General features: G+C 71.4%; 22 protein-coding genes. 6 read left to right on the top strand and 16 right to left on the bottom strand.

Features of this window, described 5'->3' with window-relative positions; translation table 11 throughout:
- The first annotated feature begins 2 nt into the window (after positions 1-2).
- The 6 genes from CHF16_RS04275 (at position 3) to CHF16_RS04300 (ending at position 6,795) form a co-directional block, all read left to right on the top strand.
- Positions 3-905, top strand: coding sequence for a terpene synthase family protein (locus CHF16_RS04275; protein ID WP_089324553.1), 903 nt, complete (start codon positions 3-5; stop codon positions 903-905).
- Positions 902-2,527, top strand: coding sequence for a prenyltransferase/squalene oxidase repeat-containing protein (locus CHF16_RS04280; RefSeq protein ID WP_089324554.1), 1,626 nt, complete (start codon positions 902-904; stop codon positions 2,525-2,527). The genes CHF16_RS04275 and CHF16_RS04280 overlap by 4 nt, the downstream gene beginning before the upstream one ends.
- Positions 2,528-2,755: 228 nt before the next feature.
- Entirely contained in the window at positions 2,756-5,353 is a 2,598-nt protein-coding gene (locus CHF16_RS04285; RefSeq protein ID WP_281259321.1) for a sensor histidine kinase, read from the top strand.
- The gene (locus tag CHF16_RS04290; protein ID WP_089324555.1) at positions 5,350-5,775 is read left to right on the top strand and encodes a roadblock/LC7 domain-containing protein; all 426 of its coding nucleotides are present in this window, start codon (positions 5,350-5,352) and stop codon (positions 5,773-5,775) included. The genes CHF16_RS04285 and CHF16_RS04290 overlap by 4 nt, the downstream gene beginning before the upstream one ends.
- Entirely contained in the window at positions 5,772-6,203 is a 432-nt protein-coding gene (locus CHF16_RS04295) for a DUF742 domain-containing protein (protein ID WP_089324556.1), read from the top strand. Before CHF16_RS04290 ends, CHF16_RS04295 begins: the two co-directional genes overlap by 4 nt.
- Positions 6,184-6,795 (top strand): GTP-binding protein, encoded by a 612-nt coding sequence (locus CHF16_RS04300; RefSeq protein WP_089324557.1) that lies wholly within the window; start codon positions 6,184-6,186, stop codon positions 6,793-6,795. Before CHF16_RS04295 ends, CHF16_RS04300 begins: the two co-directional genes overlap by 20 nt.
- 102 nt (positions 6,796-6,897) lie before the next feature.
- Here the strand turns inward: CHF16_RS04300 and CHF16_RS04305 are convergent, their stop codons facing one another.
- The 16 genes from CHF16_RS04305 to CHF16_RS04380 form a co-directional block, all read right to left on the bottom strand.
- Positions 6,898-7,899 carry a polyprenyl synthetase family protein gene (locus CHF16_RS04305; protein ID WP_089324558.1) on the bottom strand — a complete coding sequence of 334 codons (1,002 nt, stop codon included), beginning with the start codon at positions 7,897-7,899 and terminating at the stop codon, positions 6,898-6,900.
- A 48-nt stretch (positions 7,900-7,947) separates the two neighbouring features.
- Positions 7,948-9,534, bottom strand: a complete 1,587-nt coding sequence (gene nuoN, locus CHF16_RS04310) for an NADH-quinone oxidoreductase subunit NuoN (RefSeq protein ID WP_089324559.1) — start codon at positions 9,532-9,534, stop codon at positions 7,948-7,950.
- Complete coding sequence (locus CHF16_RS04315; protein WP_089324560.1) at positions 9,531-11,111, bottom strand: NADH-quinone oxidoreductase subunit M; 1,581 nt, start codon at positions 11,109-11,111, stop codon at positions 9,531-9,533. The genes nuoN and CHF16_RS04315 overlap by 4 nt, the downstream gene beginning before the upstream one ends.
- Positions 11,108-13,024 carry an NADH-quinone oxidoreductase subunit L gene (nuoL, locus tag CHF16_RS04320; protein ID WP_089324561.1) on the bottom strand — a complete coding sequence of 639 codons (1,917 nt, stop codon included), beginning with the start codon at positions 13,022-13,024 and terminating at the stop codon, positions 11,108-11,110. Before nuoL ends, CHF16_RS04315 begins: the two co-directional genes overlap by 4 nt.
- A gap of 10 nt (positions 13,025-13,034) precedes the next feature.
- Positions 13,035-13,334, bottom strand: coding sequence for an NADH-quinone oxidoreductase subunit NuoK (gene nuoK, locus CHF16_RS04325; RefSeq protein WP_089324562.1), 300 nt, complete (start codon positions 13,332-13,334; stop codon positions 13,035-13,037).
- Positions 13,331-14,251, bottom strand: coding sequence for an NADH-quinone oxidoreductase subunit J (locus tag CHF16_RS04330; RefSeq protein WP_089324563.1), 921 nt, complete (start codon positions 14,249-14,251; stop codon positions 13,331-13,333). Before CHF16_RS04330 ends, nuoK begins: the two co-directional genes overlap by 4 nt.
- Complete coding sequence (nuoI, locus tag CHF16_RS04335) at positions 14,248-14,745, bottom strand: NADH-quinone oxidoreductase subunit NuoI (protein WP_245868211.1); 498 nt, start codon at positions 14,743-14,745, stop codon at positions 14,248-14,250. Before nuoI ends, CHF16_RS04330 begins: the two co-directional genes overlap by 4 nt.
- Before the next feature lie 43 nt (positions 14,746-14,788).
- Positions 14,789-16,129 carry an NADH-quinone oxidoreductase subunit NuoH gene (nuoH, locus tag CHF16_RS04340; RefSeq protein ID WP_089324565.1) on the bottom strand — a complete coding sequence of 447 codons (1,341 nt, stop codon included), beginning with the start codon at positions 16,127-16,129 and terminating at the stop codon, positions 14,789-14,791.
- The gene (locus CHF16_RS04345) at positions 16,126-18,588 is read right to left on the bottom strand and encodes an NADH-quinone oxidoreductase subunit G (protein ID WP_089324566.1); all 2,463 of its coding nucleotides are present in this window, start codon (positions 18,586-18,588) and stop codon (positions 16,126-16,128) included. Before CHF16_RS04345 ends, nuoH begins: the two co-directional genes overlap by 4 nt.
- Entirely contained in the window at positions 18,585-19,883 is a 1,299-nt protein-coding gene (gene nuoF, locus CHF16_RS04350; RefSeq protein WP_089324567.1) for an NADH-quinone oxidoreductase subunit NuoF, read from the bottom strand. Before nuoF ends, CHF16_RS04345 begins: the two co-directional genes overlap by 4 nt.
- Complete coding sequence (nuoE, locus tag CHF16_RS04355; RefSeq protein WP_089324568.1) at positions 19,880-20,659, bottom strand: NADH-quinone oxidoreductase subunit NuoE; 780 nt, start codon at positions 20,657-20,659, stop codon at positions 19,880-19,882. Before nuoE ends, nuoF begins: the two co-directional genes overlap by 4 nt.
- Entirely contained in the window at positions 20,656-22,002 is a 1,347-nt protein-coding gene (locus CHF16_RS04360) for an NADH-quinone oxidoreductase subunit D (protein WP_089324569.1), read from the bottom strand. The genes nuoE and CHF16_RS04360 overlap by 4 nt, the downstream gene beginning before the upstream one ends.
- Positions 21,999-22,778 (bottom strand): NADH-quinone oxidoreductase subunit C, encoded by a 780-nt coding sequence (locus tag CHF16_RS04365; protein WP_089324570.1) that lies wholly within the window; start codon positions 22,776-22,778, stop codon positions 21,999-22,001. The genes CHF16_RS04360 and CHF16_RS04365 overlap by 4 nt, the downstream gene beginning before the upstream one ends.
- Positions 22,779-23,324: a NuoB/complex I 20 kDa subunit family protein gene (locus CHF16_RS04370; protein WP_089324571.1), complete on the bottom strand. Its 546-nt coding sequence runs from the start codon at positions 23,322-23,324 to the stop codon at positions 22,779-22,781.
- A 1-nt stretch (position 23,325) separates the two neighbouring features.
- Positions 23,326-23,685 carry an NADH-quinone oxidoreductase subunit A gene (locus CHF16_RS04375; protein ID WP_089324572.1) on the bottom strand — a complete coding sequence of 120 codons (360 nt, stop codon included), beginning with the start codon at positions 23,683-23,685 and terminating at the stop codon, positions 23,326-23,328.
- 181 nt (positions 23,686-23,866) lie between these two features.
- The gene (locus CHF16_RS04380; RefSeq protein WP_089324573.1) at positions 23,867-25,123 is read right to left on the bottom strand and encodes a geranylgeranyl reductase family protein; all 1,257 of its coding nucleotides are present in this window, start codon (positions 25,121-25,123) and stop codon (positions 23,867-23,869) included.
- Positions 25,124-25,218 lie beyond the last annotated feature (95 nt).

Here is a 25,218-nt window from a genome sequence, read left to right on the forward strand (position 1 = left end):
ACATGGGAACCCCGGCCGCACCGACCGGTGAACTGAGGACCGTCATCGAGGAGGGCAGGACCAGCGCGCTCGCGATCGACTGCCAGCGCGACCTGCAGTCGTGCGCCGAGGAGCACGCCGTGCTGTTCCCCGGCGGCCCCTTCGACCCGCGACTGCTGAGCGGCGTGGCCCTCGCCAACGCGTTCGGGTCGCCGTGGGCGGCCGCCGAGGAGCTGAGCGTCGCCTGCCGCACGTCGCTGTGGGTCTTCGCCGCGGACTGGCTGGTCGACTACGTCGCGCAGACGCGGGCGGACATCGACGCCCAGGCCGGTGCGTGCCTCGCGGTCGCGGACGGCGCGGACCCGCCCGCCGATGTCCCGCTGGCGAAGTTCCTCGCGGAGATCCGCGACACCCTCGCGGCGCGTCCCGCGTTCGCCGGGCTCCACGGGCGGTGGCGCACCCAGCTCGACCGCTACTTCGCGGCGATGACCCGGGAGTGGGAGTGGCACGCGGCGCGGAAGGCCGGCGAGGGCCCCGCGCCGACGTTCGCCGAGTACGTCGGCAACGCCGACAACTTCGGGTCCTCGTTCGTCAACCTCTCGCACTGGATCTTCACGTCCGAGCCGGACGCGCTCCGGCACATCGACGCGCTGTGGGCGGCGAGCGGAACGGTGCAACGCATCCTGCGGCTGCTGAACGACCTCGCCACCCTCCAGCGGGACCTCGACTGGGGCGACCTCAACCCGCTCGCCCTCGGTGTCAGCCGCGCCGAGGTGACCGACCAGATCGACCTGCTCGTCAAGGAGTGCCTCGACGAGCTGGCACCGCTGCGGGAGCCGTGCCCGCGGGAGACCCGGTACCTGGAGCGCCAGATCGGGTTCAGCACCGGCTTCTACGGCCGGACGGACTACTGGGGTGAGCTGTGAGCGTCCAGTGCGGTGAGGCGGAGGGCGTCCCCGACCCGGCCGAACCCGCGCCGGCGGCGGACCCCGTCGCCGGCGCCGGGGAACTCGTCCGCGGCCTCCTCGCGGACCCGTGGGGCCAGGTGTCGCCCTCCATCTACGAGACCGGGCGCGTCGTCACCCTCGCCCCGTGGCTCACCGGGCACACCGAGCGGCTGGAGTTCCTGCTCGCGTCCCAGCGCGCCGACGGCGGATGGGGCGCGCCCGGCGGGTACTCGCTCGTCCCGACGCTGAGCGCGACCGAGGCGGTCCTTTCGGCGTTCCGGCGGGACGGCTCCGGCATCGCCCGCGACGTCCTGGCGAAGGCCGCCGACCGCGGGCTCCAGGCGCTGACGGCGCTGCTGGACGACACCTCCGGCGACGCCATCCCCGACATGCCCGCCGTGGAGCTGATCTCCGCCCACCTGGCCCAGCTGATCAACGACCATCTGGAGTGGCTCGACGCCCGGCCGCCGGGCGCGGCCGGTCCGCGTCCGGCGGGGCTGCGGGTGCGCGCCCCCGAGAGCTGGGCGGACGAGGCGCTCGTCCCGCTCCGGGAGCTGCTGAGCACGGGCGGGCGGGTCCCGGAGAAGCTGTTCCACGCGCTGGAGGTCGCCGGTCCCGCGGCCCGCCGGACCGGCTCCACCCGGCCCGGGCCCGCCACCGGCGGCGTCGGGGCCTCACCGGCCGCGACCGCCGCCTGGCTCGGGCAGGACAAGCCCCCGCCGCCCGGCGACCCCGCCCGCCGGTTCCTGGAGACCGTGGCGGCGCACCACGGCGGCCCGGTGCCCTGCGGCTACCCGATCACCGTGTTCGAGCGGGCGTGGGTGCTGAGCGGGCTGCGCCGCGCGGGCGTCCCCGTGTCCGTCCCGGACGAGCTGACCGCCTCGCTGGACGCGGCCGTCGGCCCCCTCGGCACCCCGGCGGGCGAGGGCCTCCCGGCGGACGCCGACACCACGTCCGTGACCCTGCACGCGCTCGCGCTGCTCGGCGCGCCGCGGGAGCCCGACAGCCTGCTGGCCTACGAGCTGGACGACCGCTTCTGCACCTGGCAGGGCGAGCAGGGCGCGTCGGTGACGACGAACGCGCACGTCCTCGACGCGTTCGGCGAGTTCGTGCGGCTCCGCCCGGACGCCCGCGCCCGATACGCGCCCGCCATGGCGAAGGCGGCGAGCTGGCTGCGGGCGCGCCAGGAGCCGGACGGGAGCTGGACCGACCGCTGGCACGTCTCCCCCTACTACGCGACCGCGTGCGCGGTGCAGGCGCTCCAGGCGTTCGGCGGCGCCGAGGCCGCCGCGTCCGTGGAACGCGCCCGGCGGTGGGTGACCGGGACACAGCGTCCGGACGGATCGTGGGGCTGGTGGGAGGGCACCGCCGAGGAGACCGCCGAGGCGATGCTCGTCCTGCTGCCGTCCGGCCGGGACGGGAACGGGACCGCGCGCCGCCTCGCGCACCTGCGGGCCGCCGCGCGCGGCCGGGCGTGGCTGCTGCGCTCCCCCGGCTGGACGGACGGCCCGGCCCTCTGGCACGACAAGGACCTCTATCTGCCGAAGGCGATCGTCCACGCGACGATCCTGAGCGCCCTCCATCTCGCCCGTCCCGAGTAGCAGCGCGCGAAAACACGCGCGACGTGAGGCGTGCCACACCCTTTAGCGCATCGTCCTGCTCAAATAGTGAAAATTGACGTCTTCCCGCAATGCGGCGTTGCTAAGGTGCTCCGGTGTGTGCGCTGGCGCCCCTCCTGCCCCATCGCGCACTCCGACAACAGAGACTCGCTGGCCCTTGACACCCCCGGGATCGCGGGTCCTGCTCACTCTCGTTGGGACGGGTCGTCAATGCGCCTCCGCAATTCACGTCTGCGGACCAAGATCACTGCGCTGCTGCTGTCGCTGACGGCGCTCTGGGCGTTCGCCGCGTGGGTGACACTTCGCGAAGGACTGGGCCTGCTCTGGGCCAGCACGCTCGACACCAAGATCAGCCGTCCGACGGTGACGCTCGTGACCGCGCTGCAGAACGAGCGCCGCGCGTCCGTCGTCTACCTCGCCTCGCCGGGCCAGCAGCAGCGGCAGTCGCTGCTGGCGCAGCGCGCCGAGACCGACAAGGCGGCGACGAAGGTGCGCTCGACGGCGTCCGGCGGCGCGGTCGACCGGGCGGCGAGCGACGCGCTGGAACGGCGCATCGACGAGATGTTCAAGGCACTGGACGGCCTGCGGGCCGACCGCGCCGCGGTCGACGGCGGCCGCGGCACCCGCATCCAGGCCGCCACCTCCTACAACGAGATCATCGACACCGCGTTCCGCGTCTTCAACTCGACCGGCGCCGTGCTGAACGACGAGGGCATCTCCAAGGACAGCCGCACGCTGAACGCGATGACCCGCGCCAAGGAGGTGCTGTCCCGCGAGGACGCCCTCCTCGCCGGGGCGATCGCCGCCCGCAAGTACGAGGCGGGGGAGCACGCCCGGTTCGTCGGGCTGGTGAACACCTCGCGCTTCCTCACCGAGGAGGCCGCGGCGGAGCTCCCGCCCGCCGACCTCGCGCGCTACCAGCAGCTCGTCAAGGGCCCGGCCTTCACCCGGCTGCGCGCCATCGAGGACCGCATCCTCCAGCGCGCCACGCTCCGCCCGCCGGTCACCGGTGCGGACTGGCAGGGCGCGGTCGGCCCGTCCCAGGAGGGGCTGGAGAAGCTGGTCCTCACCGGCGGTGACGAACTGGTGGAACGTGCCGGTCCGGTCAGCCTCGGCATCATCCTGCGGCTGATCCTCGCCGGTGGTCTCGGCCTGCTCGCGGTCATCGCGTCCATCGTCGTGTCCATCACCACCGCCCGCGCCCTGGTGCGGCAGCTCGAACGCCTGCGCGGCGCGGCGTGGGAGCTGGCCGAGCAGCGGCTGCCGAGCGTCGTCGAACGGCTCGGGCACGGCGAGAAGGTGGACGTCGCCCTGGAGGCGCCGCCGCTGCAGTTCGGCAGCGACGAGATCGGGCAGGTGGGCCGCGCGTTCAACGCCGTCCAGGAGACCGCGATCCGCACCGCCGTCGAGCAGGCCGAGCTGCGCCGCGGCATCCGCGACGTCCTGCTGAGCCTGGCGCGCCGCACCCAGGCGCTGGTGCACCGCCAGCTGAGCATGCTCGACACGATGGAGCGCAAGCGCGACATCGACCCCAAGGACCTGGAGGAGCTGTTCCGGCTCGACCACCTCGCCACCCGCATGCGGCGCAACGCCGAGAACCTCATCGTCCTCTCCGGGTCGATCCCCGCCCGCGGCTGGCGGCAGCCCGTCCCGATGGTGGACGTCGTCCGCGCCGCCGTCGGCGAGGTCGAGGACTACACCCGCGTCACCGTCCTGCCGTTCGGCCCGGTCGAGCTGGCCGGACGCGCGGTCGGCGACGTCACCCACCTGCTGGCCGAGCTGATCGAGAACGCGGTGTCGTTCTCCCCGCCCGACACCGCCGTGCACGTCGGCGGGCACCTCGTCGCCAACGGCTTCGCCATCGACATCGAGGACCGCGGGCTCGGCATGACCGACGAGAAGCTCGCCGAGATCAACGAGCGGATCGTCGACCCGCCCGAGTTCAACCTGCGCAGCTCCGTCCAGCTCGGCCTGTTCGTGGTCGCCAAGCTCGCCGAGCGCTACGGCGTGCGCGTCTCGCTGAAGCGCTCCGCCTACGGCGGCACCACCGCCGTCGTCGTCATCCCGCAGGACCTGGTCGTCGAGGCCGGCACCGACAAGGCGCCCGCCGCCACCACCACCGAGAACGGCCTGGCCGTCCGGCAGCCCGCGGCCGTCCCGGCGGGCGGCGCCGAGCAGGGCCGGGAGGAGGCGGGCAGCGTGGTGACGCTCACCAGGCAGCCGGCCGGCTCGCCGCCCGCGCTGGTGGCCGTGCCGCCGCCCGCCCCCGAGCAGGACGACGCGTCCGCCCCGCGGGCCACCGGCCCGAACCCGGCCGGCGACCCGACCAGGACCGACCCGGGCGGCACCGGCCCGAGCACGACCGGCCCACAGGCCGCCGAACCGCGCACCACCGGCCCGCAGACCGTCACCGCGGCGACCGGGCCCGCGACCACCGGCCCGCAGACCGCACCCGCCGGTGCACCCGCCCCGCCGCGTCCCCCGGGCGGCCTCGCGCCCCCCGCCGGCCCCGCGGCGGAGGGCGGCGGGGAATCCGCGACCAGCCACCCGGAGGACCAGCCCCCCGTGACCGACAGCACCACCCCGTCCGGCCTGCCCGTCCGGGTCCCGCAGGCGAACCTCGCGGCGCCGCTGCGCACCGACGAGCCGGTCGTCGCGCAGGAGCCGGACGAGCCGGAGGACGCCCCCGGCCGCTCCCCCGAGGAGATCCAGCGAATCATGGGTTCCTACCAGCGCGGCACCCGCCTTGCGAGGACGGCGGTCGAATCCCGCGGCAACGAAGCAGTGGAAGGCGAGGACGAGCAGTGAAGCAGAAGGCAGGTTCGCCGTCCGATCTGGGCTGGCTGCTGGACGACTTGGTCCACCGCGTGCCGCACGCCCACAACGCGGTCGTCCTGTCCGCGGACGGCCTCCTGATGGCCTCGTCGGAGGGCATGAGCCAGGACGACGGGGAGCACCTGGCCGCCGTGGCCGCCGGCATCCAGAGCCTGGCCAAGGGCGCCGGGGCCCGGTTCGGCGGCGGACCCGTCCGGCAGACCATCATCGAGATGAAGACCCAGTTCATGCTGGTGACGGTGGCGGGCAAGGGCGCCTGCCTCGCGGTGCTGGCAGACGAGGACGCCGACGTCGGCCTCATCGCCTACGAGATGGCGATGCTCGTCACGAGCATGGGCCACCACCTCACCTCGCCGGCCCGCGCCGAGAGCGCCGCGGAGGGCCGCCCGACATGATGCCGCCCGAGGACCCCTCGCCCGAGTTCTGGCCGGAGGATCCGGCGCGTCCCGCGGAGACCGAGGCCGAGCGGTGGCTCGACGAGCACGCCGGCCCGATGGTCCGCCCGTACGTCATGACGAGCGGCCGCATCGAACCCACCCGCGGCAAGTTCGACCTCATCACGCTGGTGGTCGCCTCCGGCCCCGAGCCGGACACCGCGATCGGGCTCGGCCCCGAGCACCTGGCGATCCTCCGGCTCTGCCAGAACGTCATCTCCGTCGCCGAACTCACCGGCCATCTCAACCTGCCCGTCGCGACCGTGCGGGTGATGCTCGGCGACCTCCTCGACAAGGGGTTCGTCTCCATGCAGGAACCCGAACCGGAGGCGGACATGCACGACATCAGGCTCTACAAGGCGGTGATCGATGGTCTCCGGGCCCTCTAGGGGCGTGCGCGCCCGCCGGCTCCCCACCGCGGTCAAGATCGTGATCGCGGGCGGTTTCGGCGTCGGCAAGACCACCATGGTCGGCACGGTCTCCGAGACGCAGCCGCTGCGCACCGAGGAACTCCTGACCGACCAGAGCATCGGCGTGGACGACGTGTCCGGGGTGGAGCGCAAGAACACCACCACGGTCGCGATGGACTTCGGCCGCATCACGATGCGCAACGAGTACGTCCTCTACCTGTTCGGCACGCCCGGCCAGGAGCGCTTCTGGTTCATGTGGGACGAGGTCGTCCTCGGCGCGCTCGGCGCCGTGGTCCTCGCCGACACCCGCCGCCTGTCCGACTGCTTCCCGTCGGTCGACTACTTCGAGCGCCGCGGCACCCCGTTCATCGTCGCCGTCAACTGCTTCGAGGGCGCCCAGCGCTACGACCTGGCGGAGATCCAGATGGCCCTGAACCTGGGCCCCAAGGTCCCCGTCATGCTCTGCGACGCCCGCAGCATCGACTCCTGCAAGGAGGTCCTCATCGACCTCGTCCTGCACGCGATGAAGGCCCGCGGCGTCACCGAGGAGCCCGAGCCGCAGAACGTCTAGACATGCCAGGGGCCGGCGAGCGGCGGGAGGAACCCGCGCTCGCCGGCCCCTGTCGCGTCCGCGACCGGAGGACCGGGGAGGTCAGCCGGTACGGGAGACGACTCAGCCGGTACGGGAGACGACGTAGTCGCAGAGGTTGGTGAACGCCTCGCGGGCCGGGACGTCCGGGAGGGTGAGGAGCTCGGTCCGCGCGTCCTCGGCCCACCGGCGCAGGTCGGCGCGGGCGCGGTCCATCGCCGGGTGGGCGCGCAGCAGCGCGAGGGCCTCGGCGTGCAGCGCGTCGTCGGTGAGGTCCTGGACGAGCAGCTCGCGGAGGCGGGCGTCGTCCGGGCCCGAGCCGACGCCGGCGAGGACGTGGTGCATCGGCAGCGTGCGGATGCCCTCGCGCAGGTCGGTGCCGGGGGTCTTGCCCGACTCCTCGGTCTCGGAGTCGATGTCGAGGATGTCGTCGGACAGCTGGAACGCGATGCCGATCTTCTCGCAGGCGGAGGTGACCGTGTCGACGACGTGCGACGGGGCGCCCGACAGCAGCGCGCCGAACTGGCCGGAGACCGTGATCAGCGACGCGGTCTTGTCGGCGACGACCTGGAGGTAGTGCTTGAGGGGGTCGGCGTCGTCGCCGGGGCCGACGGTCTCCTGGATCTGGCCGCGGACGAGCCGCGCGAACGCGCGGGCCTGGATGCGGACCGCCTCCGGGCCGAGGTCGGCGAGCAGGTCGGACGCGCGGGCGAACAGGTAGTCGCCGGTGAGGATCGCGACGGTGTTCGTCCAGCGGGAGTTCGCCGACTCCTGGCCGCGGCGGACGGTCGCCTCGTCCATCACGTCGTCGTGGTAGAGGGTGCCGAGGTGGGTCAGCTCGACGACGACGGCGGCCGGCACCACACCGGGGGCGGCGGGGTCGCCGAAGTGGGAGGCGAGCAGGACCAGCATGGGCCGGAACCGCTTGCCGCCCGCCTCGACGAGGTGCTCGGAAGCCTCGGTGAGCAGCGGGTCCTCGCCGCGCACGCAGTCGAGCAGGAGGGCCTCGACGTCGGTCAGGCGCGCCTTGGCGTCGGACGCGAGCGCGGCGTCGATCGGAAGGCCGAACGGGCCGGCCGCCTTCACGGCCGGCCCGCCGGACTTCTCCGCGGATGGGTGGCTCACCCGGACTCCCTAACGGACGAACATGTGGGTCGTGGCCTGACCCGCGAGGTCCAGGACCGGCTGCGGGAGCACGCCGAGTACCACAGTAGCCGTCACACCGAGCGCCACCGCTACCGCGGTCGCCGGCCCGGCCACCACGACCGGCCCCTCGGCGTCGGGCTCGCTGAAGAACATCACCACGATGACCCGGACGTAGAAGAACGCGGCGACCGCGGACGAGATGACCGCGACGATGACCAGCGGCGTCGCGCCCTCCTCGACGGCGGCCTTGAACACCGCGAACTTCCCGGTGAACCCGCTGGTGAGCGGGATGCCCGCGAACGCCAGCAGGAAGAAGGCGAACACGCCCGCGACCACCGGGGAGCGCTTGCCGAGCCCGGCCCACCGGGACAGGTGCCCGGCCTCGCCGCCCGCGTCCCGCACCATCGTGACGACGGCGAACGCGCCGACCGAGGTGAAGCCGTACGCGAGCAGGTAGAACAGGCTGCTCGACAGGCCGTGCGGGGAGCTGGCGATCACGCCCATGAGCAGGAAGCCCGCGTGCGCGATGGACGAGTAGGCCAGCATCCGCTTGATGTCGGTCTGCGTGATCGCGATGATCGACCCGGCGACCATGGTGAGAATCGCCACACCCCACATGACGGGCCGCCAGTCCCAGCGCAGCGTCTCGAACGCCACGTAGTAGACGCGCAGGATCCCGCCGAACGCGGCGACGACCGTCCCGGACGCCATCAGCGCCGTGATCGGGGTGGGGGCGCCCTGGTACACGTCCGGCTTCCACATGTGGAAGGGGACGCCGCCGAGCTTGAACAGCAGCCCGACCGACAGCAGCGCGACGCCCGCGAGCAGCAGGGTCTCGTTGCCGGCGTCCTTGCCGATCTCGGCCGAGATGTCCGCCAGCCGCACCGACCCGGAGTACCCGTACAGCAGTGCCGCGCCGTACAGGAAGAACGCCGACGAGAACGCGCCGAGCAGGAAGTACTTGACCGCCGCCTCCTGGGAGAGGAGGCGCCGCCGGCGGGCGAGCCCGCACAGCAGGTACAGCGGCAGCGACATGACCTCCAGCGCCACGAACATCGTGAGCAGGTCGTTCGCGGCCGGGAACATCACCATCCCGGCGACGGCGAACATCATCAGCGGGTACACCTCGGTCTGGGTGACCCCCGCCACCGCGGTCCGCTGCTCGGCGTCGGTGCCGGGCAGCGCGGACGCCTGCGCGGCGAAGTGCCCGCCGGTCGCGTGGCCGCCGCGCTCGGCGATCAGCAGCAGGCTGACGAGCCCCAGCAGCAGGATGGTGCCCTGGATGAACAGCGTCGGCCCGTCCACCCCGAGCGCGCCCTCCGCCGCGACGTGGTGCGGGTCGTCGCGCCATGCGAGCGCGACCGTCCAGCCGAAGCCGCCGGCGAGGCCGAGGAACGCCAGCGGGACCTGCACGTAGTAGCGGGCGTTGCGGCCGACGAACGCCTCGACGAGCACGCCCACGACGGCGGCGCCGAGGATCAGGAGCAGCGGGGCGATCTGCCCGTACTCGATGTGCGGCGCGGGGATGTCACCCCCTTGCGCGAGGACCGCGCTCACCTGGCTGGAGGTGCTCATGGACGGGCTCCGTTCTCGGCGACGTTACCGGTGATGTCCGGCGCCGGGTCGTGCTGGTCGACCCGGGCCAGCGTGTGGTCCACCGACGGGTTGATCACGTGCAGCACCGGCTGCGGGAAGAAGCCCATCGCCACGATGATCGCGATGATCGGGGCGATGACCCACTTCTCCCGGGCGGACAGGTCCTTCATGCCCTCCACCGCGGGCACCGGCGGGCCGCCCATGGTCCGCTGGTACATCCACAGGATGTAGATGGCGGCGAGCACGATGGCGATGATGGAGGCGACGGCGGCCCACTCGTAGCGGCTGAACGTGCCGACCACGACCAGGAACTCCGACACGAACGGCGACAGGCCGGGCAGCGACAGCCCGGACAGTCCGGCGATCAGGAACGTCCCGGCGAGCACCGGGGCGACCTTCTGCACGCCGCCGAAGTCGGAGATCCGCGCCGACCTGCGCCGGACGATCAGGAACCCGACGATCAGGAACAGCGCGCCGGTGGAGAACCCGTGGTTCACCATGTAGAGCGCCGCGCCGGACTGGGCCTGCGACGTCATCGCGAAGATGCCGAGCACGATGAACCCGAAGTGGGAGACCGACGTGTAGGCGATCAGCCGCTTCATGTCGACCTGCCCGATCGCGAGGATCGCGCCGTAGACGATGCTGACGACCGCGAAGGCGAGCACGGCCGGCGTCGCCCACTTGGCCGCGCCGGGGAACAGCTCCAGGCAGAACCGGAGCATCCCGTAGGTGCCGACCTTGTCCAGCACGCCGACGATCAGCACCAGCGCCCCGGCCGGGGACTGCTGCGCGGCGTCCGGCAGCCAGGTGTGCACCGGCACCATCGGCGCCTTGATCGCAAACGCGACGAAGAAGCCGAGGAACAGCCACTTCGCCGTCGTCGGGTCGATGTTCATCTTCGACAGCTCGTCGAACATGAACGTGCCGTGGCCGAGGCCGCCGTCCGCGGTGGACTTGGCCGACAGCGGGTACAGCCAGATGACCGCGACGAGCATCAGCAGCCCGCCGAACAGCGAGTACAGCAGGAACTTCACCGCGGCGTAGGAGCGCTGCGCGCCGCCGTAGGACCCGATGATGAAGTACACCGGGATCAGCATCGCCTCGAAGAAGACGTAGAAGAGGAACACGTCGGTCGCCGCGAAGACGCCGATCATGGCCGCTTCCAGCGACAGCAGCAGCGCGAAGTAGGTCTTCGCGGACCGCTTCGCCGGCACGTCGGTGCCGCCGGAGCGGTCCGCCTCGTTCCAGGAGGCCAGGATGACCAGCGGGACGAGGATGACCGACAGCAGGATCAGCGTCAGCGCGACGCCGTCGACCCCGAGCGCCCAGTGGACCCCGAACTCCTTGATCCACCAGTACTTCTCTTCGAACTGGAAGCGCGCCCCGCCCGCGTCGAAGCCCGCCGCCATGACGCCGGTGAGCGCCGCGACGACGAGGGAGACGCCGAGCGCGAACTGCTTGACCAGCGCCTCCCGCTGCCGCGGGATGGCGATGAGCAGCAGCGCGCCCACCAGTGGCAGTCCGATGAGGACGCTCAGCCAGGGAAAGTCGCTCATGAAACGTTCACCACCAGGAGCGCCGCGACCACCAGGGCCGCACCGCCCAGCATCGAGAGTGCGTAGGAACGGGCGAAGCCGGTCTGCACGCGGCGGAGCCGGCCCGAGCTGCCGCCGACCCCGGCGGCCGTGCCGTTGACGAGGCCGTCGACGCCGCGCCCGTCGAACCAGACCGCGAGGCGGGTCAGCCACTGGCCGGGCCGCATGAGCAGCGACTCGTTGATCGCGTCGCCGTACAGGTCCCGGCGGGCCGCGACGGTGACGAACGAGCCCTTGGGCGCCTCGCGCGGCACCTTGCGGGCGCCGTACTGCCGCCACGCGATCACCACGCCGATGACCATCAGCACGAAGACCGCGATGCCCGGGCCGGTGATGAACGCGAACTCGTGCTCGTGCTCGGGCGCCCCGACGACCGGCTCCAGGAAGTCGGCGAACCCGCCGAGGATGAGGAAGCCGCCGGCGGCGACGGAGCCGACCGCGAGCAGCATCAGCGGGATCGTCATGACCTTCGGCGACTCGTGCGGGTGGACGTCGTCCGCCCAGCGCTTCTCGCCGAAGAACGTCATGAACATGACGCGCGACATGTAGTACGCGGTCACGGCGGCGCCGATCACCGCGCAGGTGCCGAGGATCGCCCCGGACGTCCCGCCCTTGTCGAACGCCGCCTCGATGATGGCGTCCTTGGTGAACCAGCCGGACAGGAACGGGAACCCGATGATCGCGAGGTACCCGAGCCCGAACGTCACCGCGGTGGCCATCATGACGCCGCGCAGCGCGCCGTAGTGGCGCATGTTCACGTCGTCCTTCATGCCGTGCATGACCGAGCCGGCGCCGAGGAACAGGCCCGCCTTGAAGAAGCCGTGCGCGATGAGGTGCGCGATGGCGAAGACGTACCCGGCCTTGCCGAGCCCGGCGGCCAGCGTCATGTAGCCGATCTGCGACATCGTCGACCCGGCGAGGGCCTTCTTGATGTCGTCCTTCGCGCACCCGATGATCGCACCGGCGAGCAGCGTGGCCGCGCCGACGATCGTCACGACGAGCTGCGCGGTCTCCGACATCTCGAAGACCGGCCCGGACCGGACGATCAGGTAGACGCCCGCCGTCACCATCGTGGCGGCGTGGATGAGCGCCGACACCGGGGTCGGGCCCTCCATGGCGTCCAGCAGCCAGGACTGGAGCGGCAGCTGCGCCGACTTGCCGCACGCGCCGAGCAGCAGGAGCAGCCCGATCGCGGTGGCGGTGCCGGAGCTCAGCTGGGTCGCCAGGCCCGCGTGCTCGGGGCCGGTCCCGAGGATCGGCCCGTAGTCGATGGTGCCGAACGTCGCGAACAGCAGCGCGATCGCGATGATCAGCCCCATGTCGCCGACGCGGTTGACGACGAACGCCTTCTTCGCCGCGGTCGCCGCGGTCGGCTTGTGCTGCCAGAACCCGATCAGCAGGTAGGACGCGAGACCCACGCCCTCCCAGCCGAGGAACATGACCAGGTAGTTGCTGCCCAGCACCAGCAGCAGCATCGCCGCGACGAACAGGTTCAGGTACGCGAAGAACTTGCGGCGCTGGGGGTCCTCGGCCATGTAGCCGATGGAGTAGATGTGGATGAGCGAGCCCACCCCGGTGATCAGCAGGACGAAGCTGATGGACAGCGGGTCCACCAGCAGGTCCATGCCGACCTTGAACGAGCCCACGTCGATGAAGTCCCACAGGTGCAGGGTGCGGCGCCGCTCCTCGGCGCCGTACCCGAGCATCTGGGCGAACATCGCGAGGCCCACCGCGAACGACGCGACCGACATGGCCGTGCCGAGCAGGTGGCCCCACTTGTCGGTGCGCCTCCCCCCGAGCAGGAGGATCGCGGCGCCCGCGAGCGGGAGCGCGATGAGAAGCCAGGACGCGGCCTGGATGCCTTCCGCTTTCATCCCCGACCTCTCAGTACTTCAGCAGGTTCGCGTCGTCGACCGACGAGGACCTGCGGGTCCGGAAGATGGTCATGATGATCGCCAGGCCCACCACGACCTCCGCGGCGGCCACCACCATCACGAAGAACGCGATGATCTGGCCGTCGAGGTTGCCGTGCATGCGGGAGAACGAGACGAACGCCAGGTTCGTCGCGTTCAGCATGAGCTCGATGCACATGAACACCACGATCGCGTTGCGCCGCACGAGGACGCCGAGCGCTCCGATGGTGAACAGGATCGCCGAGAGAGCCAGGTAGTGCCCCGGACTCATTGACCAGCCTCGCCTTCACTCGCGCCGCCGCCCGCGGCCGGCGTCCCCGACTTGACGGAGCGCTCCTCGGCGTCGGCCGCGGCGGCCTCGTCGGTGACCGCCCTGACCGCGGCCACGTCCCGCTCCATCGCCTCCTCCTCGGTGCCGCCGTACAGGTCGGCGTGCCGCTCGGCGGTGTCGGTGCGGGCCGCGATGACCGGGTTGACCGACAGCTCCGACGGCGTCCCGTCCGGCAGCAGCGCCGGCATGTCCACGGCGTTGTGCCGGGCGTAGGTGCCGGGGCCCGGCAGCGGGCCCGGGTGGTCGCCGCTGAGGAAGCGCCCCTTGGACAGGTCCTTCTGGGTCGGCTTGGGCTCGGTGCGCTCCCGGTGCGCCAGCACCATCGCGCCCAGCGCCGCGGTGATCAGCAGGGCGCTGGTCGCCTCGAACGCGAACACGTACTTGGAGAACAGCAGCCGGGCCAGGCCGATCACGTTGCCCTCGGCGTTCGCCTGGTTCAGGCCCGCCGAGTCGCCGAGCGCCGCGTTGCCGAGGCCCGTCACCAGCAGGGCGAGGAACCCGACCGCGGCGATCACGCCCCAGAAGCGCTGGCCCCGGATCGTCTCCACCAGCGAATCGGTGGAACTCACTCCGACGACCATCATCACGAACAGGAACAGCATCAGCACCGCGCCGGTGTAGACGATCACCTGGACGAAGGCCAGGAACGGCGCGTTCTGGATCGCGTACAGCGCGGCGAGGCTGAGCATCACGGTCGCCAGCAGCAGCGCCGAGTGCACCGCCTTGCGCACGAGGATCATGCCGAGCGCGCCGGCGACCGCCACCACGGCCAGCAGCCAGAAGAAGAACGGCTCCCCCGACTGCTTGTCGGCGACCTGCTGGGCGATCGGCCCGGCGAGGACGTGCGCCGTGCTCATTTGCCCTCACCGCCCTCGGGTGCCCCGGCCGGCGCCTCGTCGGACTGGAGGCCGAGGCGGTAGTAGTCCTCCTCGGTGTCGCCGAGCCGCATGGCGTGCGGCGGCGTCTCCATGCCCTCGCGCAGCGGCGCGAGCAGCATGTCCTTGGTGTAGATCAGGCTCTCCCGGCTGTCGTCGGCGAGCTCGTACTCGTTGGTCATCGTGAGCGCCCGGGTGGGGCACGCCTCGATGCACAGCCCGCAGAGGATGCAGCGCAGGTAGTTGATCTGGTACGTGCGGCCGTACCGCTCACCGGGCGAGTACCGCTCGTCCTCGGTGTTGTCGGCCCCCTCGACGAAGATGGCGTCCGCCGGGCAGGCCCACGCGCACAGCTCGCAGCCGATGCACTTCTCCAGCCCGTCCGGCCACCGGTTCAGCTGGTGCCGCCCGTGGAAGCGCGGGGCGGTCGGCTTCTTCACCTCGGGGTACTGAACGGTCTCGCTCTTCATGAACATCTGGTGGAACGAGACCCCGAACCCCTTGACCGGGTTCAAAAAATCAGTGAGTCCCACTGGTGACCTCCTCAGGAGGGGTTTCGATCGTGGCGGGCCGGACCGGCTCGCGGGCGCGGCCGTGGTAGTGGGGCGCGTCCAGCGGCGGCACCGGGAACCCGCCCGCGGCCGGATCGGGGCGCGGCCCCTCCGCCGCGCCGGGGACGATCTCCTTGCCGTCCTCGCCGCCGCGGACCATCTCCCAGATCACCGTCGCGACCAGCACGACCGCGGCGGCCACCGCGGTGCCGATCGCGATCTGCTGCATGTCGTAGCCCTCGTTCTTGAAGGCGCGGATCGCGGCGACCAGCAGGATCCAGCCGAGCGAGACCGGGATCAGCACCTTCCAGCCGAGCTTCATCAGCTGGTCGTAGCGGACCCGCGGGAGCGTGCCGCGCAGCCAGATGAAGAAGAAGATGAACAGGAAGATCTTGATGAGGAACCACAGCACCGGCCACCAGCCGGAGTTGGCCCCGGCCCACACCGTGGAGATCGGCGCGGGCGCGCGCCAGCCGCCGAGGAACATCGTGGTGGCGAGCGCCGACAGCGTCGTGAGGTTGATGTACTCCGCGAGGAAGAACATCGCGAACTTCAGCGACGAGTACTCCGTGTGGAAGCCGCCGACGATCTCGCCCTCGCCCTCGGGGAGGTCGAACGGGATGCGGTTCGACTCGCCCATCATCGTGATCACGTAGATGATGAACGACGGCGCGAGCAGCAGCACGAACCACTTGTCCTGCTGCGCCGCGACGATCTCCGAGGTCGACATCGAGCCGGCGAACATGAACACCGCGACGAACGACAGCCCCATCGCGATCTCGTAGGAGATCATCTGCGCGGACGAGCGGAGCCCGCCGAGCAGCGAGTACGGCGACATCGACGACCAGCCGGCCAGCACCACGCCGTAGATCCCCATCGACGACATCGCGAGGACCAGCAGGACCGCGACCGGCAGGTCGGTGCCCTGCAGCGCCGTCTGGTGCCCGAAGACCGACACCGTCGGCCCGAACGGGATGATGATGAACGAGATGAAGGCCGGCACCGCCGCCATCACCGGCGCCAGGATGAACACCACCTTGTCCACCTGGCGGGGGACGATGTCCTCCTTCAGCGCCAGCTTGACGCCGTCGGCGAGGCCCTGCAGCAGGCCGAAGGGCCCGGCGCGGTTCGGGCCGACGCGCAGCTGCATCCGGCCGATGACGCGCCGCTCGATCCACATCGTCATCAGCACGGTCACCACGAGGAACGCGAAGATGACCAGGACCTTGCCGCCGATCAGCCACCACGGGTCGTGCCCGAAGTCCTGCAGCGGCGGCTCGGCGGCCGGCGCCGCGGCGAGCGGGCTCATTCGCCACCTCCCACGTTGCGCACGGTGCTCGCGAGCACCCCGCTCGCGATCTTGACGACGCCGCCCGCGGCGGCGCCCAGATCCCGGTAGAGGGCGCAGCCGGCCGAGTTCGTCGGCAGCCACACCACCCGGTCGGGCAGGTCCGGGGTGATCTCCAGCGGCAGCGTCACCTCGCCGCGCGCGGCCGACACCGTCACCGCCTCGGTCGCGCCGATCTCGGCGGCGGTCGCGGGCGACAGCCGGGCCACGGACGCCTTGGCGGTGCCCGCGAGGAACGGCTCCCCGTCCTGCAGGCGGCCCCGGTCCAGCAGCAGCCGCCACGTGGCGACCAGCGCCTCGCCCTGCTCGGGGTGCGGCGGCAGCTCCGGCGCCGTGTTCGGCGCGTCCGGGCGCTCGCCGCGGTACGCGCCGAGGCCGGCCAGCTCGCGGCGCGCCGCGTCCGGTCCGGGCAGGCCGAGGTGGACGTCCATCTCGTCGGCGAGCGCGTCCAGCACCCGCAGGTCCGACATCCGCCCGGCTTGCTTCAGCACGACGTCGAACGGGCGGCCGCGGCCCTCCCAGTCGACGAACGTCCCGGCCTTCTCCGCGACGGCCGCGACCGGCAGCACCACGTCGGCGCGGTCGGTGACCGCGCTCGGCCGCTGCTCCAGGCTCACCACGAACGGGGCCGCGTCGAGCGCCCGGAGCATCGCCTCCGGGTCGGGCAGGTCGTAGGGGTCGACGCCGCCGACGAGCAGCGCGCCCCGCTCGCCCCGCGCCGCCGCCGCGATGATCCCGGCGGTGTCCGCGCCGGGGGCCTCGGGCAGCTCCGCGACGCCCCAGGTGCGGGCGACCTCGGCCCGCGCGGCGGGGTCGGCGACCGGGCGGCCGATCGGCAGCAGCCCGGGCAGCGCCCCGGCCTCCACCGCGCCGCGCTCCCCGGCCCGGCGCGGCACCCACGCGAGCTTCGCGCCGGTCGCCCGCGCCACCCGGACCGCCGCGGTCAGCGCGCCCGGGGCGGCGGCGAGCCGCTCACCGACCAGGATCACCGCGCCCGGCGTCTCCAGCAGCGTCCGGACGTCGGAGCGGCCGTCGTCCCCGAGGAGGGAGCCGAGCGTGTCGGCCTCCGCGCCGGGCGCCGTCGGCAGCAGCGTCCCGCCGACCTTGGCGAGCCCGCGGGTCGCGAACGGGGCCGCGGCGATCACCTTCACGCCGTTCTTGCGGTACGCCTTGCGGAGCCGCAGGAACACGATCGGCGACTCCTCCTCCGGCTCGAACCCGGCGAGGAGGACGGCGGGCGCCTTCTCCAGGTCGGCGTAGGACACCTCGATGGAGCGTCCCGCGACCGACGAGGCGAGGAACCTCGACTCCTCGTCCGACAGCGGCCGGGCCCGGAAGTCGACGTCGTTGGTGCCGAGCGCGACCCGGGCGAACTTGGCGTAGGCGTAGGCGTCCTCGAGGGTGACGCGGCCGCCGGTCAGCACGCCGACCGAGCCGCGCGCCGCCGCGAGGCCGCGCGCCGCGATCTCCAGCGCCTCCGGCCACGACGCCGGCTCCAGCTCCCCGTCCTCACCCCGGACGAGCGGCGTGGTGAGCCGGTCCGGCTGGGTGGTGTAGGTGAACGCCCAGCGGCCCTTGTCGCAGTTCCACTCCTCGTTGACCTGCGGCTCGTCCCCGGCCAGCCGGCGGGTGACCTTGCCGCGCCGGTGGTCGGTGCGCAGCCCGCAGCCGGACGCGCAGTGCTCGCAGACGCTCGGCTGCGACACGAGGTCGAACGGCCGGGACCGGAACCGGTACGCGGTGCCGGTGAGCGCGCCCACCGGGCAGATCTGCACGGTGTTGCCGGAGAAGTAGGAGTGGAACGGCCGGTCGTCGGCGACCGCGACCCGCTCCTTGGCGCCCCGCTCGAACAGGTCGATGAACGGGTCGCCGGCGATCTGCTCGGAGAACCGGGTGCAGCGGGTGCACTGGATGCACCGCTCCCGGTCGAGCAGCACCTGGCTGGACAGCGGGATCGGCTTCGGCCAGGTCCGCTTGGTCTCCTGGAACCGGGTCTCGCCGCGCCCGTTCGACATCGCCTGGTTCTGCAGCGGGCACTCGCCGCCCTTGTCGCAGACCGGGCAGTCCAGCGGGTGGTTGATGAGCAGGAACTCCATGATGCCGTGCTGGGCCTTGTCGGCCACCGGCGAGGTGAGCTGGGTCTTGACGACCATGCCCGGCATCACCGCGGTGGTGCAGGACGCCTGCGGCTTCGGCATCCCGCGGCCGTTGCCGGCGTCCGGGATCTCCACCAGGCACTGCCGGCACGCCCCGATCGGGTCGAGCAGCGGGTGCTCGCAGAACCGGGGGATCTGGATGCCGAGCAGCTCGGCGGCCCGGATGATCAGCGTGCCCTTCGGCACCTCGATCTCGAAGCCGTCGATGGTGCAGGAGACCATCTCGACCTTCTCCACCGCCGACTTGTCGTCGGTGACGGTCACTTGGCACCTCCCCAGAGGGTGGACTTGGCCGGGTCGAACGGGCAGCCGCCCTGCTCGAAGTGCTGGAGGTACTCGTCCCGGAACAGCTTGATCGACGACACGACCGGGCTGGTCGCGCCGTCGCCGAGGGCGCAGAACGCGCGGCCGAGGATGTTGTCGGAGATGTCCAGCAGGGTCTCCAGGTCCTCCTCGGTCCCGTCGCCCGCCTCCAGCCGCTTGAGCATCAGCTTGTACCAGTAGGTGCCCTCGCGGCACGGCGTGCACTTGCCGCACGACTCGTGCGCGTAGAACTCCGACCAGCGCAGCACCGCCCGGACGACGCAGGTCGTCTCGTCGAAGATCTGCAGCGCCCGGGTGCCGAGCATGGACCCGGCGGCGCCGACGGACTCGAAGTCCAGCGGCACGTCCAGGTGCTCCTCGGTGAAGATCGGGGTGGACGACCCGCCGGGCGTCCAGAACTTCAGCCGGTGGCCCTCGCGGATGCCGCCCGCCATGTCGAGCAGCTCCCGCAGCGTGATGCCGAGCGGCGCCTCGTACTGGCCGGGCCGGGTGACGTGCCCCGACAGCGAGAAGATCCCGAAGCCCTGCGACTTCTCGGTGCCCATCGAGGCGAACCATTCCGGTCCGTTCTCGACGATCGAGGGAACCGAGGAGATCGACTCGACGTTGTTGATGACAGTCGGGCCGCCGTAGAGGCCCGCGACCGCGGGGAAGGGGGGCTTCAGCCTGGGCTGGCCGCGGAACCCCTCCAGGGAGTCCAGCAGCGCCGTCTCCTCGCCGCAGATGTAGGCGCCGGCGCCGCTGTGCACGACCACGTCCAGGTCGTAGCCGGAGCCGAGGATGTCCTTGCCGATGTAGCCGGCCTCGTACGCCTCCGCCACCGCCTGCTGGAGGCGGCGGATGACGTGCAGGACCTCGCCGCGCACGTAGATGAACGCGTGGTTCGACTTGATGGCGTACGCGCTGATGATGACGCCCTCGACGAGGACGTGCGGGTTCGCCATCATCAGCGGGATGTCCTTGCACGTGCCCGGCTCGGACTCGTCGGCGTTGACGACGAGGTAGCGCGGGTTCGGGCTGGACGGCGGCAGGAAGCCCCACTTCATCCCGGTGGGGAACCCGGCGCCGCCGCGGCCGCGGAGGCCGGAGTCCTTGACCGCCTGGACGATCTCGTCCGGCTCCATCCGCAGCGCCTTGCGCAGCGCCGCGTAGCCGCCGTCGCGCTCGTAGCCCGCCCGGGTGAAGGAGTCGGAGCGGTCCCAGTTCTTCGTGAGGACGGGGGTCAGCGTGGTCACTTGTTCCGTCCCTCCTGGCTGCCGGGCTTGGCCTCGCCCGGAACCGGCTTGCCGGGCTCGTGCGGCGGCTCGGCGATCTGCTCGGGCTTGACCGGCTCGTCCGGACGCTCGCCCGCATCGTCGGTGGACGGCGCCGCCCACCCGCGCTCGTGCGCGAGCTTCAGGCCCACCAGCGACTCCGGCCCCGCCTGGACGCCCTCGCCGGCGAGGCCGTCGGGGAACCCGGCCAGCACCCGGGACGCCTCCCGCCAGGTGGCGAGGCGGTTCGGCCCGCGGGAAGGAAGCACGTCCTTACCGAGGCGCAGGTCGTCGACGAGCTGCTTGGCCTTCTCGGGAGTCATGTTGTCGAAGAACTCCCAGTTGACCATCACCACCGGGGCGAAGTCGCAGGCCGCGTTGCACTCGACCCGCTCCAGGCTGATCTTGCCGTCCGGGGTGGCCTCGTCGTGGCCGACGCCGGTGTGCTCGCTCAGCTCGTCCCAGATCTGGTCGCCGCCCATGATCGCGCACAGCGTGTTGGTGCAGACGCCGACGTGGTACTCGCCGACCGGCTCCCGCTTGTACTGCGTGTAGAACGTGACGACGCCCATCACCTGCGCCGGCGTGATGCCGAGCATCTCGGCGCAGAACTCCACGCCGTCCTGGGTGACGTAGCCGTCGACCGACTGCACCAGGTGCAGCATCGGCAGCAGCGCCGACCGCGGCCGCGGGTACCGGCCGATGATGTCCTTGGCGTCCCGTTCCAGCCGCTCGCGTACGTCGGGTTCGTACGTCATCGGTCCACTCCCCCCATGACCGGGTCGATGCTGGCCACGGCGGCGATGATGTCGGCGACCATGCCCCCCTCGCTCATCGCCGGGGTGGCCTGCAGGTTGACGAAGGACGGCTCGCGGAAGTGGACCCGGTACGGGCGGGTGCCGCCGTCGCTGACCACGTGCGCGCCGAGCTCGCCGCGCGGCGACTCGATCGGCACGTACGCCTGGCCCGCCGGGACCCGGAAGCCCTCGGTGACCAGCTTGAAGTGGTGGATCAGCGCCTCCATCGAGGTGCCCATGATGTGCGCGATGTGCCGCGGCGAGTTGCCCATGCCGTCCGCGCCGATCGCCAGCTGCGCGGGCCAGCCGATCTTCTTGTCCTCGATCATGACCGGGCCCTTGACCGTCTGCAGCCGGTCCAGGCACTGCTCGACGATCCTCAGCGACTGCTCCATCTCGTCCATCCGGACGAGGTAGCGGCCGTACACGTCGCAGGTGTCCTGCGTCGGGACCTCGAACTCGTAGGTCTCGTAACCGCAGTACGGCTGCGACTTGCGCAGGTCCCACGGCAGGCCGGTGGAGCGGAGCACGGGGCCGGTGACGCCGAGCGCCATGCAGCCGGTCAGGTCCAGGTACGCGATGTTCTGCGTCCGGGCCTTGAAGACCGGGTTCTCGTCCATCAGCTTGCGCAGCGCCTGGATCCGCTTCGGCATCCGGTCCAGGTAGTCGCGGATCTTGCTGGTGGCGCCGCTCGGGAGGTCCTGCGCGACGCCGCCGGGGCGGACGTAGGCGTGGTTCATCCGCAGGCCGGTGATCTCCTCGAACAGGTCGAGGGTGTACTCGCGCTCGATGAACCCGTTCAGCATCACGGTCGTCGCGCCGAGCTCCAGCCCGAACGTGGCGATCGCGACCAGGTGCGAGGAGATCCGGTTCAGCTCCATCATCATCACGCGGATGATCTGGGCCCGCTCCGGGATCGTGTCCTCGATGCCGAGCAGCCGCTCCACGCTCAGGCAGTACGCCGTCTCGTTGAACAGCGGGGCGAGGTAGTCCATCCGGGTGCAGAACGTGGTGCCCTGCGTCCAGGTGCGATACTCCATGTTCTTCTCGATGCCGGTGTGCAGGTAGCCGATGCCCACCCGGGCCTCGTTCACCGTCTCACCGTCGAGCGTCAGGATCAGCCGGAGCACGCCGTGCGTGGACGGGTGCTGCGGCCCCATGTTGATGACGAGCCGCTCGTCGCCGAGGTCCTCGGCGGCGGACACGACCTTGTCCCAGTCCTGCCCGTTGACGTCGAAGACCTTGCCCTCGGCCGCCTCCTCGGCGGCGTAGGCGTCGTACTCGGTGTACTTGGTCGAACTCATACGTACGACCGCCTTTCGTCCGGCGGCGGGATCTCCGCTCCTCGGTACTCGACGGGGATGCCGCCCAGCGGGTAGTCCTTGCGCTGCGGGTGCCCCACCCAGTCGTCGGGCATCTCGATGCGCGTCAGCGCCGGGTGGCCGTCGAAGACGATCCCGAAGAAGTCGTAGGTCTCGCGCTCGTGCCAGTCGCTCGTCGGGTAGACGGGGACGAGCGAGGGGATGTGCGGGTCGGCGTCGGGGCAGCTCGCCTCCAGCCGGACCCGCCGGTTGTGCGTGATCGACAGCAGGTGCACGACCGCGTGCAGCTCGGCGCCCTCGTCCTTCGGGTAGTGGACGCCGGACACGCCCGAGCACAGCTCGAAGCGCAGCGACGGCTCGTCCCGCATGGTCTTGGCGACCTCGCGCAGATGCTCGCGCTTCACGTGGAAGGTCAGCTCGCCGCGGTGCACGACCACCCGCTCGATCGCGTCGCCGAAGTCGGGCCCCGTCTTCTCCGGGGACGACCCCGGACCCCGCAGAGCCCGCTCCAGCTCGTCGGCGATGTCGTCGAACTCGCCGCGCTCGGTGGCGCCGCCGGGCCCGCCGTAGGGGCGCGGCGCCGACACCTTCGGGCTCTGCCGGACGATCAGCCCGCCGTAGCCGGAGGTGTCGCCGGTGGTCTTCGCGCCGAACATGCCCTTGCGGGCGATCGGCTGCTCCCGGCGCTCCTCCTCGGCCTGCGCGGGAAGCTGGTCGGCGGCCTGCTCGGCCCGCTGCTCAGGGTGCTCGGAACTCATCTAGGCCCCCTGTCCCAGCAAGGGGAGCTGGCGGCGCTTGGCCTCTTCCAGCTCGGCGATCTGCTTCTGGCGCTGCGGCCCGAGCTTGGTGTTCTGGATCTTGTCGTGCAGCTTCAGGATCGCGTCCAGCAGCATCTCCGGCCGCGGCGGGCAGCCGGGCAGGTAGATGTCGACCGGGACGATGTGGTCCACGCCCTGCACGATCGCGTAGTTGTTGAACATGCCGCCGGACGAGGCGCACACGCCCATCGCGATGACCCACTTGGGCTCGGTCATCTGGTCGTAGATCTGCCGCAGCACCGGCGCCATCTTCTGGCTCACCCGGCCCGCGACGATCATCAGGTCGGCCTGCCGCGGCGTCGCCGAGGCACGCTCCATCCCCCACCGGGAGAAGTCGTGCCGGGGGTCGCCGGTCGCCATCATCTCGATCGCGCAGCACGCCAGGCCGAACGTCGCCGGCCACACCGAGCTCTTGCGCGCCCACCCGGCGACCTGCTCGACCGTGGTCAGCAGGAACCCGCTCGGGAGTTTCTCCTCTAGACCCATGTCAGTCCCACTCCAGACCGCCGCGCCGCCAGATGTAGGCGTACGCCACGAGCACGGTGACGATGAAAAGGACCATCTCGACAAGGCCGAAGAGCCCCATCCGGTCGAACGCGACCGCCCAGGGGTAAAGGAAGATGATCTCAATGTCGAAGACGATGAACAGCATCGCCGTCAGGTAGTACTTCACCGGGAAGCGCCCGCCGCCGACCGGCTGCGGAGTCGGCTCGATGCCGCACTCGTAGGCGTCCAGCCGGGCGCGGTTCCACCGCTTCGGCCCGGTGAACGCCGCCATCAGCACCGAACCCGCGGCGAAGGCGAAGGCGAGCACCCCGAGCACGATGATCGGAATATAGAGATCCATGCCTCTACGACCTCTCCTCGGGACGTACGACGTTGTACGGGACGGGCCGCCGGCGACCCGCCACCCTAACCAAGGTGATCAATAGCGCTCCCCTCAGGGGCTCGGGTACTGCACTGTAGTCCGCTCACCTGCGGAAGCTTGAATCCGATCAGCTCGATCAGGAGCGTCGTACGGGGTGTGCTCATGCCGCCGGCGCCACCTTCTGCATCGCGTTGATGACCCGGTCCATCGCGTCCCCGCCCTTGGGGTCGGTGAGGTTGGCCAGGAGCTTGAGGGTGAAGCGCATCAGCGTCGGGTGCGGCAGGCCGTGCGAGGTCAGGAACTTCATGACGCGCGGGTCGCCGATGGCCTGCACGAAGACGCGGGCGAGGGTGAAGTAGCCGCCGTGCTCGTCCTTCAGGATGCGCGGGTACTCGTAGAGGGTCCGCTCGCGCTGCGCCGGGGTGCGCCGGGCGAGCGCCTGCACCATGATGTCGGCGGCCAGCCGGCCGGACTCCAGCGCGTAGTCGATGCCCTCGCCGTTGAACGGGTTGATCATGCCGCCGGCGTCGCCGACGAGCAGCATGCCCCGGGTGTAGTGCGGCTGCCGGTTGAAGCCCATCGGCAGCGCCGCACCGCGGATCTTGGAGACCGCGTGCTCCTCGTCGAACTGCCAGTCCTCGGGCATCTGCGCGCACCAGCGCTTCAGCATGCCCCGGTAGTCGACGTTCTGGAACGCCTTGCTGGTGTTGAGCAGGCCGAGGCCGACGTTGGAGGTGCCGTCCCCGACGCCGAACACCCAGCCGTAGCCGGGCAGGAGGCGCTCGCCGTCCCACAGTTCGAGCCACGCCTCCATGAAGTCGTCGTCGTGGCGCGGCGTCTGGAAGTAGCGGCGGACGGCGACGCCCATCGGGCGGTCCTCGCGCCGGCGCAGCCCCATGGCGAGCGACAGCCGGGTCGAGTTGCCGTCGGCGGCGACGACGAGCGGCGCGCGGAACTCGACCTCTTCACCGTCGAGGACGGCGGTGACCCCGGTGATGCGGTCGGTGCGGTCGTCCACGATGGGACCGGTCACGTTGCAGCCCTGCAGCAGCTGCGCCCCGGCCTTCGCGGCGTGCTGGGCGAGCAGCTCGTCGAGGTCGGTGCGCTTGCGGACGAGCCCGAAGTCGGGGAAGGAGGCGAGCTCCGGCCAGGGCAGCTCGACCTTCACCCCGCCGCCGTAGATGCGCAGCCCCCGGTTGCGCCCCCACCCCGGGTCGTTGGTGTCGACGCCCATGCTGACGAGCGCGCGGACCGCGCGGGGGGTGAGCCCGTCCCCGCAGATCTTGTCCCGCGGGAAGGTGGCCTTCTCCAGCAGGTACACGTCCAGGCCGGCCTGCGCCAGCCAGTAGGCGGTCGACGATCCGGCGGGGCCTGCCCCGACGACGATCACGTCCGCGTGTCGGGTGGAGTCGGTCACGGCGTTCCTCTTTAGCTCGTTCGCTTGTGAAGCACTTCACAAGGATCCGACGGGGAGTCTATTCCTTTATCACGACTGGTGGGTACTTCCGGGTC

Source organism: Actinomadura meyerae (genome assembly GCF_900188445.1).
Taxonomy (GTDB): domain Bacteria; phylum Actinomycetota; class Actinomycetes; order Streptosporangiales; family Streptosporangiaceae; genus Spirillospora; species Spirillospora meyerae.